Source organism: Aestuariivirga sp., from assembly GCF_044239095.1.
In the GTDB taxonomy this organism is placed as follows: Bacteria; Pseudomonadota; Alphaproteobacteria; order Rhizobiales; family Aestuariivirgaceae; genus Aestuariivirga.
The window spans coordinates 1-14,691 of record NZ_JBIICB010000411.1; the positions used below are offsets into that span (position 1 = coordinate 1).

The window sequence follows — 14,691 nt, forward strand, 5'->3', positions numbered from 1 at the left end:
AAGCCATCGTACCGCTCAGACCACCACCCCGACGGTTGACCGCCTCGCTGATGCCGCATAACGTTCAAACAGCAACGCCAGCCTCGGCATTTTCAACAGAGTTCGGGACATCCCCGATGACGACAAGACGACGTTTTACAGGAGATTTCAAAGCGCGGGTTGCGATTGAAGCCTTGCGCGGCGACAAGACGATCCAGGAGATCGCATCCAAGCACAAGGTTCATCCCAACCAGGTGAGCGTGTGGAAGCAGCAGGCGATTGCGGGATTGTCTGAAGTGTTTTCGAATGGCACGGACCGCGAGCGGCAGAATCATGAAAGCGAGGTTCGCGACCTTCACGCGAAAATCGGTCAACTGACGGTGGAACGCGATTTTTTGTCCAACGGGCTCAAGCGATGAGCAGAGACGAGCGCAAGGCGATGATTGCGCTTGGCTGCTCCAGCCTGAGCCAGAGCCGTCAGTGCCGCCTGCTGTCGATCAGCCGGTCGTCATTTTACTATGCGCCGCGGGGGGAGAGTGCAGAGAATCTGATGGTGATGCGCCGCATCGACGAACTTTATGTCAAGTATCCGTTTTACGGCAGTCGTCAGATGGTGCGTCATATGTGGCGGGAAGGCGTTGTGGTCGGTCGGCATCGCGTGCGCCGGTTGATGCGTGTCATGGGTCTGGAGGCGATCTATCAAGCGCCCCGGACCAGCACGCCCCATCCGGAACACCGCATTTATCCTTATCTTTTGCGCGACATGACGGTCGTGAGGCCCGATCATGTCTGGTGTGCGGACATCACCTATATTCCGATGAAGCGCGGTTTTCTGTTTCTGGTGGCCATCATGGACTGGGCAACGCGGCATGTGCTGGCCTGGCGTTTGTCGAACACGATGGATGCAGGTTTTTGTATCGAAGCACTGAACGAGGCCTTGTCAAGATACGGCAGTCCGGAGATATTCAACACTGATCAGGGCAGCCAGTTCACCAGCGTGGACTTCACCGGCGCACTGACAAAAGCCGGCGTGACCATCTCGATGGACGGGCGGGGACGCTGCATGGACAACATCTTCATCGAACGCTTGTGGCGGTCGCTGAAATACGAGGCGGTCTATCTGCATGAGCTGACGGATGGCTTCATCGCCGAACGCGTCATTGCCGAATGGATCAGATTTTATAGCAGCGAACGCCCGCATTCGGCTTTGGACGGGCTGTCGCCGGAACAGGCTTACGGCCGTCGCAGGCCTGTGGAAATGATGGACAAGGCAAGGGCCTTGCCCACAGTTCCACAGGTTCAGCAACAGCAAGAGGGATTGAATTTGAACCGGAAACTGGTAGCGTAATCACGGTCTGGACTACACCTTAACTCTGCTGCCGACCTGTCCAGCTAACCAGGACCACCTCATTCAGCTGCGTCCAGTTCGGCGCGATGAACCGACTGTATACCCCCGCGTTGGATTTCGGCCAGATAACCGGAAGATATGGTTATGAAGGCGATGAGGGTAGCGGCGATCGGCGAGAGCAGAATGCCCCATTCGGGAAGTCCATTGAAAAGGAAGAACAGCACAACGAACAGCGGCGAATTGGTAGTCAGCATCACCCAGAGGCCGGCCAGCCTCGATGCTATCGGCCCTCCTTTCAGCCGCGCCATGGCAATGAACAGGCCAAGGCCGGAAGCCAGGAAGAAGGTAACGAAAGTAATCCACAGCGTTGGCCAGGCGCCGGAGAGAATGTAGGGGATATCCGCCGCGATCTGGCCAAATTGCAGATTGTAGTTCATCTCTAACCTGACTGAGGAACCGACCGGGCGCGTCTTCCCGCGCCCGGCCATTTTCTATACTCAGAACACCGGATCAAGCGGTACCGGCTTTGGGTTAGGTGCGCCGTACCATTTGGCCCAGTATTCCTGTGTCTTGCCAGATTTATGCATGTCGTAGATCACCACATTCAGGAAGTTCTTGAGCCCTTCCTCCCCGCGCGGGACACCGATGGCGCACCACGCGGAATAGATCTCGGATTCGATGACTTTCCATTTCACATCCGGATACTGTTTCGTGAAGGCCATCATCGTATCGATAATGTCCACGATGGCGGTAGCCCGCCCCTGTGCAACAGCACGGACCTGATCCGCGGGTGTATCATAAAGATCTTGTTTGGCGTTCGGAAGCTCAGTCTTGACCATGTCCGTCGTCCAGTAGCCGCGTCCGGACGCGAGCGTTTGTGACGGGTCGTTGAGGTCACGCCAGCTGTTGATTGCGTTGCCTTCAGTAGTCAAGACCAGCACAGATTCGGAATGCAGCGGGATCGTGTAGTCGACAAGCAGCGCCCGCTCCGGGGTGCGGGTCAAGGCGCCAAGGGAAATGTCAATCTGGCCAGATTGCAGAAATGGAACGCGCTGGGCCGTTGTGAGCGGAACAACTTCCACTTTCACCTTCATGATGTTCGCGATGTGGTTAGCCACTTCAATGTCGAAACCTTCATACTGTCCTGCGTTATTCAGGGACGCCATCGGCGGCTGATCGGCATAGGTGCCGACCCGCAGGACGCCACTAGAGATGATGTCTTCCAGGGAGCGGGCGATGGCGGTTTGGGCCATCGCTCCAATCGCCAGCACGCTGGCACAAACCAGTCCGAAAAATCTTCTGTTCATGTCTTCCTCCTTTGGTTGGTTATGATTGCGCCGCTGTTGAGCCAGCAGTTCTTTTCTAAACGACTAGAAATCCGCCATCGACGTGCAGGGTCGAGCCGGTGATATGCGATGCGAGAGGTGACGCAAGAAACACACAAGCGGCAGCGACCTCCTCCGGCCTCGCCATGCGCTTGAGTGGTGTGCGGGCGACGAGTGTGGCTGCCACTGACGGGTCTCCATGACCCATGGCGGTGTCAACGTCGCCCGGCGCCACAGAATTGGTGCGGATCTGCAGAGGGGCTAGCTCATCTGCCAGCGACAAGGTCAGGGCAGCCAGCCCAGCTTTCGATACGGTATAGGCAGAAGCGCGTTCAGCCGATGTTTCTGCCCGGACCGACGTGACATTCACGATGGCCCCACCCGTCAACTTGGGAATCAGCGCTCGTGCCAGGAGATATGGGGCCGTGAGGTTGACCGCAAGTGTACGATCCCACTCGGTCTCGGCGTCAGGCTCGGTCACGGCCATTCGGCGGAATATTCCGGCGCAATTGATCAATACTGCGACGGGACCCTTGATCTGTTCCGCTGCGCGCATCAAGACGGGCCTGTCTTCCAGATCGCACCCGATCCAGCCTGACTGATTTGGTGGAATCGCCTCGGGTAGGTCAATCTGCACGAGTCGTGCGCCGCATTCGGCAAATGCTGCTGCGATGGCGCGGCCAATACCCCCGGCCGCGCCGGTGATGACAACTTGTTGGTTCAGGAAGAGATCTTTGGAAAAGCCTTGGAGAGGGGTCATGGTCTGGCCCTCACCTCAGGCGACTCAGAGCACGCATCGCAAGCCGCAACGTAGCCAAACGTCATCGCCTGCCCTATTGTCAGTCCGGCCGCGGGATATGTCCCTCCGGTCACGGGAGCGGCTGCGCTTCCCGCTGCCCAAAGTCCCGGTACCACGCTTCCATTTCCGTCCAGAACGCGCGCATTTGAATCTACCCTGAGGCCTAAGAAGCAACCTATGTCCCCAGGGACTATGCGAATGGCATAAAAAGGTGCCTGTTCCAGAGCGCCCAGCGTCGGATTGGGTGAGTGACTAGAGTCACCATTGCCGCGATCATAGGCGCTCTCACCGCGACCAAAATCACTGTCCTTGCCCGCTTTGGCAAAACCGTTGAACCTTGCGATGCTGTCTCGAACCGCCCGAGGAGGCAGGTTTATCGCTTTGGCGAGATCATCTGGCGTCCGGCCCGTCTTCAGGTATCCCGCTCTCAGGTAGGGGCCGAGGCGTGCGGGGAATGGCCCGATCGGACCTAGGCCGTAGCGGCGCATGGACCTGTGGTCCGTGATGATCCAGCAATGCGCGCCTTCCGGATGTGCACCTGTTGCCGCGATCATGGCTGGCACGAAGTCATGATAGATTTGTGCTTCGTTCGCAAATCTCGTGCCGTCAGGGCCGAGGCAGATTACCCCGGGCTTGGCGCGGTCCCCGAAATGAGGCCAAGGACCCGACCGTTCAATTGACGATGGTACGACGGAGGCTGGAGCCCAGAGCACGGGCTGCGATACATCCCTGGCAAGGGCCGCCCCGGTTTCTGCCACAAGTTCATCCAGGGGTCTGATGTCACTTTCCGCCGGAATCGCCACATGGCTATGGGAACCGACCAGCATCGCTCGTGACGCGTGGCTCGCGTTGAAGCCACCCGAAGCCAGGATAACGCCTTTCTTTGCGTGAATTTCACCCTGGCGGCCCGCGACGCCCGTAACCCCGTCCCCCCTTCTCAAGAGCCGTTCGACGGGCCACTCAGTCAAAATCGAGCCGCCCTTGAGCCGGATTCCCTCCGCCAACTGCGCCACGATGACGTTGCCATTCGCAAGGCGGGTGCCGCGGGGCCAGCCGGCCAGCCGATCGGCCGCGTAACGGAGCACATGGCTGCTAACCCGTGCGAAAGCTGCCGGACTGCGGCCAAAGTTCAGGTAGTCGCCGGCATCCTGCGAGGCGATTGACAGGCCTTTCAGCACCATCGTTGTACCGAGTGGTTGGCGCAATCGTCCGAAGAGCTTCCTGTCCATCCCTCGCATGGAGGCCGGAAGCGGGTTAAGTGCCCTTCGGCCAAGCGTCGCACCCTCCGCTTCAGGATTGTAGTCCCGCGAATACCTATTGAGTGCGAAGCGCAGCCCCGCAGCCTTTTCGGCAAAGGCCAAAGTCCTGGGGGCCATTCGAATGTAGGTCCGCGCGCGCTCTTGATCGAAGAAGTTGCCCGATGTGGCGCGCAGATATGTCAGTGCGGCTTCCTCCTCTGTATCTGTCGACGGTGCATCTTCGAGAGTGAGGGCGTCTGGGTTGTTCGGCACCCAGATCATCCCTTCAGAGAGGGCGGTTGCGCCGCCGATCAGGACATCTGCCTCCACCACCACCACGCGCATTCCTTGGTCCAGCGCTGCCAGGGCCGCCGTCAGTCCAGCGGCGCCGGAACCCACAACAACGAGATCAAAGGTGTCTGAGACTGGTGCACCCATGCCGAGAAAATGAACACTGCACACTCGTTGCCGTCAACAAGTATTTTTGTTGTCGACTGTTTTGAGGTCTCGAGGGGATCTGTGACCCAGCGAACCTATGGGATTGAAGCCCGCCTTGTAGGCCGGCTCTTCTGCCGGACGCAGGATCAAATGGTCGGACAGGTCCTGAGATGAGTTATTGCAGGCGCAGGCAAGTGGATGATTTCGGGCTGCGAATCCGATGGCATGGGAAGTAGCATGTCCCCGGGATAGGGCCATCACTACCCGAGCGCGTCGGTGGTAATGTCAGAAAATAGGCAGTCCTGAATCGGGTTTAAGCTGTTCCATGACGATCTTGCTTTCCACACGGGCGACAACGGGGTGGGGCAGCAAGCGGTGCTGGATGAGCTCATTGAGGGCACTCAAGTCGGTGCACCAAACGCGCAGCAGGTAATCGGCGGCGCCCGTCAGAGTCCAGCATCCGGTCACCTCGCGCATGGTTGCAACCAGACTTGCGAAACTGCGGGCGGCCTCAGCGTTGTGGGCGGCCATCTGGATCTGGATAAAAGCCTGGACACCTAGCCCCAGCTTCGAAGGGGCTAGGTTTGCTGCGTAGCCAAGGATGTAACCCTCCGCCTCCAGCCGCTGCCGGCGGCGGGCAACCTGACTGGCGGAAAGCCCAAGGATCTCTGCGAGTTCTTGAGCGGTGACTTCGGAGCCCTTTTGCAGCTGTGCAAGGAGTTTTCGATCAATCGCATCAATCATGCGGTGATTATGCGTAATAAATAAAACTTATGCAAGTTTGGCGCAAGAACGACGTGGATTAGGCGCTTTTTTGCGCACCGATGACGCCTAGCTCATGGAATCCTCTCTCTCGAGCTCAGCCAGGGAGGAACGAAGCATGGGCCCATTTCCGCACGACGCACCGCGCGCCACGATCTCGGACGGGAACCCCGCCGGCACTGACGGGTTTGAATTCGTCGAATTTGCCCACCCCAACCCTGCGGAACTGCGGGAACTCTTTGCGCGCATGGGCTTCGCGATGTCAGCCCGCCACAAGACCAAGGCCATCGAGCTCTGGCAGCAGGGTGACATCACCTATGTACTGAACGATGAGCCGGGTTCCCACGCCCGCCGCTTCGTTGAGGAGCACGGTCCCTGTGCACCGTCCATGGCTTGGCGCGTTGTCGATGCCGCTCACGCCTACAAGCATGCCCTGTCCAAGGGCGCCCAGCCCTATGACGGACCGGGCAAGGCCGTCGACCTTCCCGCCATTGTCGGGATCGGTGGCTCGCTGATCTATTTCACCGACCGCTACGGCGATGGCACGTCGCCCTATGACACGGAATTCCGCTTTGTGGCGCCGCCCAAGCCGGCCGGCGTCGGCTTCTGCTACCTCGATCACCTCACGCACAATGTCCACAAGGGCAACATGGATAAGTGGTTCAGATTCTACGGTGATCTCTTCAGCTTCAAGCAGATCCGCTTCTTCGACATCGAGGGCAAGTACACGGGCCTTCTGTCCCGCGCGCTGACCAGCCCCTGCGGCCGCATCCGCATTCCGATCAATGAGGACCGCGGCGAGACAGGTCAGATCGTGGAGTATCTGAAGCGGTACAACGGCGAGGGCATCCAGCATATCGCGGTGGGCACCGACGACATCTACGCCTCCGCCGACGCCATCGCCGGCCGCGGCCTCAAATTTATGCCAAAGCCTCCCAAGGCTTACTATGAGTTGTCCAAGACTCGCGTCGTCGGTCATGAGGAGCCGATCGAGGAACTGGCGAAGTACGGTATCCTGATCGATGGCGAGGGTGTGGTCGATGGTGGGGAAACGAAGATCCTGCTGCAGATCTTCTCAAAGACCGTCATCGGCCCGATCTTCTTCGAGTTCATCCAGCGGAAGGGTGACAACGGCTTCGGCGAGGGTAACTTCCGTGCGCTGTTCGAGTCGATCGAGCAGGATCAGATTGAGCGTGGGGTCATCAAGGCGGCGTGAGCGACATCACTCCGCATCAGGCTGCCGGGAAGGCAGAGCCTCCATGAACGCGTCGAGTTTCTCGCAGGATTGCTCGGCGCGTTTGATCTTGGTGCAGCCGTCATAGGCCACGTTGAAGCGCCGAGCGTTGAACAACTGCGGAATGAGGAAACAGTCTGCAAGGGTTGGGTTGCCGCCGAAGCAAAATTCATCACCAGGAAGGAGAGCCTCCACTGCATCGAGGCCGCCATTCAGCATCCAATGGCTGATCCATGACTCAACTGCTTCTTTTGGCTGACCGAGAGATCCCTTCAGATAGTTGAGAACCCGGAGATTGCTCAGCGGATGTATCTCGCAGCCGATCGCGAGCGCCACGGCCCTCACCTTCGCCGCAAGGACCGGATCTTCCGGTATGAGGCGAGGGTAGGGGAAGGTGGCATCGAGATATTCGATGATCGCCAGCGACTGGGTCAGACGCGTGCGGTCGTCGAGTTCCAGCACAGGCACCAGAGCCTGCGGGTTTCGCTGCAGATGCGGGTAGAGCCGTTGCTGCCCGCCGTCCCTGAGCAGGTGCACGGGCACGTGCTCAACGGCGATTCCCTTGAGATTGAGCGCAATCCGCACCCGATAGGCGGCCGATGAACGGAAGTAGCCATAGAGCTTCACTTGGTGCTCCCCTCTGGCCCCAGCAGGGCTGCTTCAAGACCTGCTAGCCCCTTCAGCAGGGCACGGGCGTCGGCATCTGAAAGTGACGCAATGAGGTTCCGCTCGAAGTCGAGGACGAGGGGCAGCAACTGCCGGAAGAGGCGACGGCCCTCGCTCGTCAGCGCCAGCGTGAAGCTTCGCTTGTCGGATGATGAAACCTTTCGCGCGATGAGTCCGCGATCTTCGAGTTCCTGCACGGCCCGGCTGATCGTCGACTTGTGGCTGTAGGTGATACGGGCAATGTCTTGGGCTGTCATGTCTCCCCGTGAGGCGAGATTGGCAAGGATTCGCCATTGCGGAATATCCAGGTTGAACCTGGCGGCGTAGATGGCTGAGAGCTGCTCCGATACCGTCTGGGCGAGCACGTTCAGCCTGAATGGCAGGAATTCGCCGAGCTTGAATTTGGCTTCCATGATTCCGGCTTGACAGAAACTCGTCGCATATGCAACTTGTTCATATCGTCGCAAGTGCAACTAATTGGGGCGGCATGCAGAGCGCTATTGTGCCGGGCTATATGCCGGGCTTCGGAAATGACTTCGAAACGGAAGCCTTGCCGGGAGTTCTGCCTTATGGCCAGAACTCACCACAGAAATGTGCCTACGGCCTCTATGCTGAGCAGCTTTCAGGCTCTCCCTTCACAGCGCCGCGCGGTACCAATGAACGCTCCTGGCTCTACCGGATGCGGCCCAGTGTCCGCCACACCTCGCGCTTCACCGAAATTCAGCTTCCCTTCTGGAGGACTGCTCCCTGCATAGATCAGCACGATCTGCCGATCGGGCCCTTGCGCTGGAGCCCGCCGGAGCAGCCCGAAGGCGAGCTGACCTTCCTGTCCGGACTGCGCACCATGACGACGGCGGGCGATGTCCACACACAGGTCGGCATGTCGGCCGGCATCTACTTCGTCAACACCTCAATGGTAGACGACTACTTCTACAATGCCGATGGTGAGATCCTCGTTGTGCCGCAGCAGGGCGTCCTCTGCTTCTTCACCGAACTGGGCCGCATTACTGTTAAACCGGGTGAGATCTGCATCATGCCTCGCGGCATGAAGTTCAAGGTAGAACTCGTGGAAGGTCCGGCGCGCGGCTATTACTGCGAGAATTACGGCGCGAAATTCACACTGCCGGACCGCGGTCCCATCGGCGCCAACTGCCTCGCCAATCCCCGTGACTTCAAGACTCCCGTCGCCGCATTCGAGGATAGGGAAACGCCCTGCCGGGTGTGGGTCAAGTGGTGCGGCAAGTTCTATCGCTGCGAAATCGGCCACTCACCACTGGACGTGCTGGGCTGGCACGGCAACTACACGCCCTACAAATATGATCTCCGCACCTTCTCACCCGTGGGCGCAATTCTCTTCGACCATCCCGATCCATCTATCTTCACGGTCATGACGGCCCCCACGGGAGAGGAGGGAACCGCGAATGTCGACTTCGTGATCTTCCCGGAGCGCTGGATGGTGGCCGAAAACTCCTTCCGCCCGCCATGGTATCACCTCAATATCATGTCGGAGTTTATGGGCCTGATCTACGGCCGCTATGACGCCAAGCCGGACGGCTTCGTGCCAGGCGGCATCAGCCTGCACAACTGTATGCTGCCGCATGGGCCGGACCTCGCCGCCTTCACCAAGGCCTCCACGGAAGAGCTCAAGCCCCATAAACTGACGGATACGCTCGCCTTCATGTTCGAGACCCGGTACCCCCAGCACCTCACTGCCTATGCGTCCTCGCTTGCGACGCTCCAACACGATTATGACCGCTGCTGGGATGGGCTTGATCGCAAGTTCACCGGAAAACCATGAAGCTTGCATCACTGAAGTCCGGCCGCGACGGGAGGCTGGTTGTCGTGTCGCGTGACCTCACCCGCGCCACCCCGGCCCACAACATCGCTGATACGCTGCAGCAGGCTCTCGACACTTGGGAGAAGGCCGCCCCGCAACTGGCTGACCTTGCAGAACAGCTTGAACGCGGCGCCGTTCCCAGTATCCGCTTCCACGAGCATGAATGCGCCTCTCCCATCCCGCGCGCCTTCCAGTGGGTCGATGGATCCGCCTATGTGAACCACGTGGAACTCGTTCGCCGGGCCCGCGGTGCCGAAATGCCGGAGAGTTTTTGGACTGACCCCCTGATGTACCAGGGGGGATCGGATTCCTTCCTCGCGCCCCGTGACCCGATCCTGATGGCAGATGAGGCCTATGGCATCGACTTCGAAGGCGAAGTGGCCGTGGTGACGGACGATGTTCCCATGGGAGTGGCGCCGGCAGAGGCCGGAAGATTCATCCGCCTCATCATGCTGGTGAATGACATCAGCCTCCGGAACCTCATTCCCGTTGAACTCGCGAAAGGCTTCGGTTTCCTCCAGTCCAAACCCTCCTCCGCCTTCTCTCCCGTCGCGGTGACGCCGGACGAACTCGGCGAGGCTTGGGATGGTGGCAAGGTCCATCTCCCGCTGATGGTCAATCTGAACGGTACGCTATTTGGCCGGGCGGATGCCGGTGTCGACATGACCTTCGATTTTCCGACACTTATTGCCCATGCTGCAAGAACACGCTCCTTGGCGGCAGGTACTATCATTGGGTCCGGCACTGTCTCGAACAAGAACTCCGATGGCGGCCCAGGCAGCCCGGTCAATCAGGGCGGCCTCGGCTATTCCTGCCTCGCGGAAATCCGGATGATCGAAGTGATTGCCGGAGGTGCCGCCAAGACCCCCTTCCTCCGCTTTGGTGACACAGTCCGGATAGAGATGATGGGAAGTGATGGTAACTCTATCTTTGGTGCTATCGAACAGCTTGTCGAACGATATCAGCCTCAGAATGCTGACGGGACATGAGGGTGCACTGAACTGCTAGGAGATCATTTGGCTCCTGTCCATTCGTCAGCGACAAAGTTGCGGTCGCGCCACTTGGCCTCCGTCTTTGGATTGATGCTGTAGCTCTTCGCCAGAGCCCTCAGGCTCTCTTGACTATGCTGTATCGCTCGACGGATCGCCTCAGTCGTGGTGGCGCTGCCGTGAAGAACCTGGCCCATAATGCTTCCTTCCATGCTTGAGAAAAGATTGCACCATCAAACTCTGTGATCAAACACCTAGGCAGGCCTGTCGCGGTCCGCATCGAGGAACTTGCGAAGGATTTCCAGATCAGGAAGCAGGCGTGCCACGAACTCGGGTGGAACCGCGGCGGCTATCCGTGCGATATCCGGAGCAAGTGCGTCGATCACGTCTGCCCGGAACTTTCGGCCCTTATCAGTAATGTAGACCAATTTGGACCGGCCATCCTGCGGATTCCTTCGGATCTCGATCAGGCCCTCGCGCTCCAGGACCGTCAGGGAATGCGTCATCGAGTTCTTTGGAACCTGGAACGCTTGGGCAATGGCAAGCGGGGTTCTGCCATCGCCGACCCGCACCAGATGGTTCAACACGGAGAACTGTGCCGCAACGTAGCCCGGCGGCAACCGGGCTTCCAGCAGGGTACGTGAGAGCTGCCCGATGATCCCGATTTCGTTGAAGAGCCGGAAGTAGTCGGGCACTAATCTATCAGGCATTCATGATCCTGCTCTCCAAGGGCCACCGCGGGCTGTTTCCGACAACTGGACCATAGCCGATACGCGACAGCATTTGAACGGTGCCCCCTTCGGGCGCAAGGAGTTCATGAACCCGGTCGTAGGGCCCTGCCATCTCGGGGAATTCCTGCAAAGCCTGGCTCAGCGGCTGGAACCCGAGGCCCTGTGCCGTCGCCGCAAGATTGACGCGCAGCCAGTCCGCGCCCGTGGCGATCTGCGTTTCGCGGCTATTGTCGGCGGTGATCAGCCAGACATGCCCCATTGCGGTATCGGCATTGGCATAGACTGCGTCCATGCCGGCCTTGAAGGCGAAACTGGTCGGGTCGGCGGCGATTTCTCTGGTGAACATGCCGGTCAGGTGCATGGATTCGAACATCGGGCCTGAGAAATCAATGCCGTCCGGATTCGCATCCACTTCCCGGCGCCCGATACGGAACAGATCGACGCTCTCCTGATAGGTGTGGGGCGTCTCGACCTCGATCCGCAGCGCTTCGCGCGTCAACGCCCGCCATTCGGCAACTTCCGCCGGGTCGACGGTGCCGCCGAACCGCGTGCCGTTTCGGGCGGCCGTCGCCATCTGAGTCAGCATCTCGGGTGCGAGGGAACGGCTCACATCAAACGGTTCCTTGTTGGAGCGCCTGGAAGGAACCAGCGCGAACAGGGGATCGCGCGCGATTGCCGGGTCAGATGTCAGGGCGATGCGCGCGATGGGGCGTTGGTCGAGGGCCGCGGCACTTATGCCCTGCGGGAAAAGCGTCACGTCGGATCGATAGCCATCCTCTGCCGCCGCCATGCGCAGGAGTTCCATAAAACACCCCAGACCGATGGTGATTTGCCGATTGAACGGGTCCGTGTGGGGCAACAATCGGTCGCGATCCACGTGCAGCGTGATGACGCCATCCTCGGAGAGATCAGCCAACCACGGCTGGCGATTGTGCGGGTTCGGGGCGAGCAGCGCCCAAGAGAGGGCGCGCATGCGCGGGTCCTCGTATCTGCCCGCCCGCTCCCAGGGAAGGTATGCCGTCTGGGGCGTGCGAGTGGCTGCATAGCTAAAGGCACCGCCCGCCGCCAGAACGGCCCCTCCACCAACGAGAAAGATCATCTTGCGCCGTGTGAGGTTCATTGTCCGCCCTATAGTTCAGTATGGAACTAAAATAGTTCTCTGACGAACTAAAGTCAAGAGGTGGTTACGGCACTGGATCTCTGACTTGGGGGGCGGTGGACACGGTCATTCGCACAGACCCACTAGCACCTTCAGTGTTATCATGGCGTAACTCAGTGCCCTGGGTTCGAGCGGGTACTGCGCCGTTGATACTTGGCGTCACCCTTTCCCTTCTCCGCTGCCTGCGTCCGCGAACAGAGGCAGGGCGTGGCCGAGATTTACTTCGAGCCGCTCGCCGCGTTCCCGTGGTTCGCTCGAAACGAGCCTCGCCAGTTGATTGTCGATTGCTAGCGTCGCCAGTCCGTGAACGATGCTTCATTGGGCGCGACCGAGGGGTTACTGCCGAGGTAGACGTCTGGCCGCAGGGCGGCATAAATCGAATGCTTGGTCGCCACCGGTTGATAAAGGGTGAGACCCCGCTGCTGCGTGTAAAATTTGCCAAGTATCGTTGCCTTGCCGTTATAGAACGATGGGTCGCCCTATCAGCGCCTGGATCAGCGTCAGGATGACAATTGAGGTGAACAGGGCCGCACCGGTCCACACGCCAGCATGAGCAATGCAGTCCGATGAGATCCGTGTCTTTAAAGGCTGTTAGACGGCAGCACATCAAGCGCGTGCGTGGCAAAGAAATGTGCGACGCGCAGATCGCCACCCTAGTGTGACCAGCCCAAGAGCGGCAGTGTTTCGACTCCCGGCGCGGTCCCTAACCCGTGTCTGGGCATCGATGACATGGCACCAGCAACCTGCACGGCCAGGACGAAGGTCAGCACAAAATCCTGGGCGATCGAGAACTGCAGCGCCGGTGGAAGGTCCGTGCTGGCGTTCTGCCGGATCAAGATACCGAGTACGAGGCTTGCCGAGGTCAACATAACGGCCGAGATGCCGATTACGGAATAAAGCCCTATCATCAGCGGTTTCGATTGGTTGAAATGTTACGCTGCAGGGCCGTGGGTAAGTCTGGGGATCTTCGATGTTCTTGGATTCCCCGTCCACCAAGACCACCGGCCCAGTTTGCAATTGATGGACCGGGGGTCTAAACCGCACACGCGATCTCAACGTAAGACAGCCCAATAGCCTTATGCAGGAGTTGAAATGCATAACTTTCTCAATAGGTTAGTGGGCCGTGCCGGCGCAAATCTCATCTCCCCAGGGACAGCCTCTCTGAACAGGGCGACACTTCGGGAAATATCCCCTCTTAAATACCTGATGGGAGTGACGTGTGTGCTCATCGTCACGCTCTCACTGTTGGAACCCGCGAGTTCGGCAGGGCTTAACCTGCCATCCAGGACACTTTTCTGGTCCCTTCACCTCATTCCAGCTACGATGTTCGCTTGGTTGATCAGTGGCTGGCTCTTCAACACTCGAGTGTCACGACGCGTGTCGCCTTGGGTAGTGCTTATGGTCGCCGGAGCTATGACCGGCCTGCTGCTCGCACCGATCTCTGTCACGCTGGAAGCTCTTCTCGGTATCCTCGATACGACTGAGACCGAGTTGAGGCCCCTGTCATTTTCTGCAGAAGTTTGGCTGAATGAGTTAAAGGGCGAGCTCCATGATGTGCCCTTAAAAACTGCAAGTTTGTGGCCATTGATGAATGCATTCGTCGTGTGGCGTATTAGTGGCATGCGCGATTATGGCGTCGGCGACTCACCGGATGAAATCCGGTTACCTGATCCTTATGTCACGACACGGGTTGAGACGTCGCCGATGGTGGATGAGGCATCGACAGAGACAAGAACCGAGCCGGATGGAACAAATGCTAACGCGAAACAGAGTGCATCAAGGAGTGAGAACTCAGGCTTTCTTGCAAGGCTGCCCACACGGCTTGGCCAGGACATTGTTTTCGTGGAGGCTCAGGAGCACTATCTGCGTGTTGTAACAAGTCGTGGGGAACATCTTCTCCTTCAGGGCCTCACACATGCAATCACCGAGCTGGAAGAGGATGGCTTCGATGGCATTCAGATCCACCGCTCGGTTTGGGTGGCATGGAAGCACGTCGAGAATGTCGATGTAAGCACGGGCGCTGTGTCGGTGTGTGTTTCGACGGGTGCTTGTTGGAAGGTCAGCCGCCGCAGGGCGAAGGCGTTCCTGGATGCCTGGCGACTGCGTCTCACGTAAGATGTTGTATCGATCCGCGTCAATCACGACGCGCAATTTGCAGGCACGCGAAGCGCTGCTGTTCCTCGGCG

Annotated in this window: 15 protein-coding genes and 1 pseudogene; 5 read left to right on the forward strand and 11 right to left on the reverse strand. The window is 59.0% G+C overall.

What is annotated here, in order from left to right:
* Positions 1-116 precede the first annotated feature (116 nt).
* A protein-coding gene (locus ACILRA_RS22250) for an IS3 family transposase (RefSeq protein WP_395664238.1) occupies positions 117-1,327 on the forward strand; the annotation gives its coding sequence in 2 pieces (ribosomal slippage) (positions 117-378 and positions 378-1,327; 1,212 coding nt in all).
* A 59-nt stretch (positions 1,328-1,386) separates the two neighbouring features.
* Here the strand turns inward: ACILRA_RS22250 and ACILRA_RS22255 are convergent.
* From ACILRA_RS22255 to ACILRA_RS22275, 5 genes are all read right to left on the reverse strand, one after another.
* On the reverse strand, positions 1,387-1,764 hold the full coding sequence (locus ACILRA_RS22255) for an ABC transporter permease subunit (protein ID WP_395664224.1): 378 nt from the start codon (positions 1,762-1,764) through the stop codon (positions 1,387-1,389).
* A 60-nt stretch (positions 1,765-1,824) separates the two neighbouring features.
* Positions 1,825-2,634, reverse strand: a complete 810-nt coding sequence (locus tag ACILRA_RS22260) for a transporter substrate-binding domain-containing protein (protein WP_395664225.1) — start codon at positions 2,632-2,634, stop codon at positions 1,825-1,827.
* Positions 2,635-2,689: 55 nt separating this feature from the next.
* On the reverse strand, positions 2,690-3,412 hold the full coding sequence (locus tag ACILRA_RS22265; protein ID WP_395664226.1) for an SDR family NAD(P)-dependent oxidoreductase: 723 nt from the start codon (positions 3,410-3,412) through the stop codon (positions 2,690-2,692).
* Positions 3,409-5,127, reverse strand: a complete 1,719-nt coding sequence (locus ACILRA_RS22270) for an FAD-dependent oxidoreductase (protein WP_395664227.1) — start codon at positions 5,125-5,127, stop codon at positions 3,409-3,411. The genes ACILRA_RS22265 and ACILRA_RS22270 overlap by 4 nt, the downstream gene beginning before the upstream one ends.
* Positions 5,128-5,412: 285 nt before the next feature.
* On the reverse strand, positions 5,413-5,871 hold the full coding sequence (locus tag ACILRA_RS22275) for an Lrp/AsnC family transcriptional regulator (protein WP_395664228.1): 459 nt from the start codon (positions 5,869-5,871) through the stop codon (positions 5,413-5,415).
* A gap of 136 nt (positions 5,872-6,007) precedes the next feature.
* Here ACILRA_RS22275 and hppD point away from each other — a divergent pair, with 136 nt between their 5' ends.
* A complete protein-coding gene (hppD, locus tag ACILRA_RS22280; RefSeq protein WP_395664229.1) occupies positions 6,008-7,105 on the forward strand; it encodes a 4-hydroxyphenylpyruvate dioxygenase in 1,098 nt (365 codons plus the stop codon).
* A gap of 6 nt (positions 7,106-7,111) precedes the next feature.
* Here the strand turns inward: hppD and maiA are convergent, their stop codons facing one another.
* The gene (gene maiA / locus ACILRA_RS22285; RefSeq protein ID WP_395664230.1) at positions 7,112-7,750 is read right to left on the reverse strand and encodes a maleylacetoacetate isomerase; all 639 of its coding nucleotides are present in this window, start codon (positions 7,748-7,750) and stop codon (positions 7,112-7,114) included.
* Positions 7,747-8,202, reverse strand: coding sequence for a MarR family winged helix-turn-helix transcriptional regulator (locus tag ACILRA_RS22290; protein ID WP_395664231.1), 456 nt, complete (start codon positions 8,200-8,202; stop codon positions 7,747-7,749). The genes maiA and ACILRA_RS22290 overlap by 4 nt, the downstream gene beginning before the upstream one ends.
* A 74-nt stretch (positions 8,203-8,276) precedes the next feature.
* On the opposite strand from ACILRA_RS22290, the gene hmgA reads away from it, so the two are divergent.
* The gene (gene hmgA, locus ACILRA_RS22295; RefSeq protein ID WP_395664232.1) at positions 8,277-9,587 is read left to right on the forward strand and encodes a homogentisate 1,2-dioxygenase; all 1,311 of its coding nucleotides are present in this window, start codon (positions 8,277-8,279) and stop codon (positions 9,585-9,587) included.
* A complete protein-coding gene (locus ACILRA_RS22300) occupies positions 9,584-10,615 on the forward strand; it encodes a fumarylacetoacetate hydrolase family protein (protein WP_395664233.1) in 1,032 nt (343 codons plus the stop codon). The genes hmgA and ACILRA_RS22300 overlap by 4 nt, the downstream gene beginning before the upstream one ends.
* A gap of 26 nt (positions 10,616-10,641) precedes the next feature.
* On the opposite strand, the pseudogene ACILRA_RS22305 reads toward ACILRA_RS22300, so the two are convergent.
* From ACILRA_RS22305 to ACILRA_RS22320, 4 genes and pseudogenes are all read right to left on the reverse strand, one after another.
* A pseudogene (locus tag ACILRA_RS22305) lies at positions 10,642-10,812 on the reverse strand (IS481 family transposase); the annotation flags it as partial.
* A 57-nt stretch (positions 10,813-10,869) separates the two neighbouring features.
* On the reverse strand, positions 10,870-11,310 hold the full coding sequence (locus tag ACILRA_RS22310; RefSeq protein ID WP_395664234.1) for a MarR family winged helix-turn-helix transcriptional regulator: 441 nt from the start codon (positions 11,308-11,310) through the stop codon (positions 10,870-10,872).
* Between the two features lie 7 nt (positions 11,311-11,317).
* The gene (locus ACILRA_RS22315; protein WP_395664235.1) at positions 11,318-12,466 is read right to left on the reverse strand and encodes an Acg family FMN-binding oxidoreductase; all 1,149 of its coding nucleotides are present in this window, start codon (positions 12,464-12,466) and stop codon (positions 11,318-11,320) included.
* 692 nt (positions 12,467-13,158) lie between these two features.
* Positions 13,159-13,413, reverse strand: coding sequence for a hypothetical protein (locus tag ACILRA_RS22320; RefSeq protein WP_395664236.1), 255 nt, complete (start codon positions 13,411-13,413; stop codon positions 13,159-13,161).
* A 505-nt stretch (positions 13,414-13,918) separates the two neighbouring features.
* Between ACILRA_RS22320 and ACILRA_RS22325 the strand changes: the two genes are divergently transcribed.
* On the forward strand, positions 13,919-14,620 hold the full coding sequence (locus ACILRA_RS22325) for a LytTR family DNA-binding domain-containing protein (protein WP_395664237.1): 702 nt from the start codon (positions 13,919-13,921) through the stop codon (positions 14,618-14,620).
* Positions 14,621-14,691 lie beyond the last annotated feature (71 nt).

Excerpts from the sequence above, each read along its gene's own strand:
- hmgA (WP_395664232.1), top strand. The coding sequence starts at position 8,277 with ATGCAGAGCGCTATTGTGCCGGGCTATATGCCGGGCTTCGGAAATGAC.
- ACILRA_RS22300 (WP_395664233.1), top strand. The coding sequence starts at position 9,584 with ATGAAGCTTGCATCACTGAAGTCCGGCCGCGACGGGAGGCTGGTTGTC.
- ACILRA_RS22260 (WP_395664225.1), bottom strand. The coding sequence starts at position 2,634 with ATGAACAGAAGATTTTTCGGACTGGTTTGTGCCAGCGTGCTGGCGATT.
- ACILRA_RS22320 (WP_395664236.1), bottom strand. The coding sequence starts at position 13,413 with ATGATAGGGCTTTATTCCGTAATCGGCATCTCGGCCGTTATGTTGACC.
- ACILRA_RS22265 (WP_395664226.1), bottom strand. The coding sequence starts at position 3,412 with ATGACCCCTCTCCAAGGCTTTTCCAAAGATCTCTTCCTGAACCAACAA.
- ACILRA_RS22275 (WP_395664228.1), bottom strand. The coding sequence starts at position 5,871 with ATGATTGATGCGATTGATCGAAAACTCCTTGCACAGCTGCAAAAGGGC.
- hppD (WP_395664229.1), top strand. The coding sequence starts at position 6,008 with ATGGGCCCATTTCCGCACGACGCACCGCGCGCCACGATCTCGGACGGG.
- ACILRA_RS22270 (WP_395664227.1), bottom strand. The coding sequence starts at position 5,127 with ATGGGTGCACCAGTCTCAGACACCTTTGATCTCGTTGTTGTGGGTTCC.
- ACILRA_RS22290 (WP_395664231.1), bottom strand. The coding sequence starts at position 8,202 with ATGGAAGCCAAATTCAAGCTCGGCGAATTCCTGCCATTCAGGCTGAAC.
- ACILRA_RS22255 (WP_395664224.1), bottom strand. The coding sequence starts at position 1,764 with ATGAACTACAATCTGCAATTTGGCCAGATCGCGGCGGATATCCCCTAC.
- ACILRA_RS22315 (WP_395664235.1), bottom strand. The coding sequence starts at position 12,466 with ATGAACCTCACACGGCGCAAGATGATCTTTCTCGTTGGTGGAGGGGCC.
- ACILRA_RS22325 (WP_395664237.1), top strand. The coding sequence starts at position 13,919 with ATGACCGGCCTGCTGCTCGCACCGATCTCTGTCACGCTGGAAGCTCTT.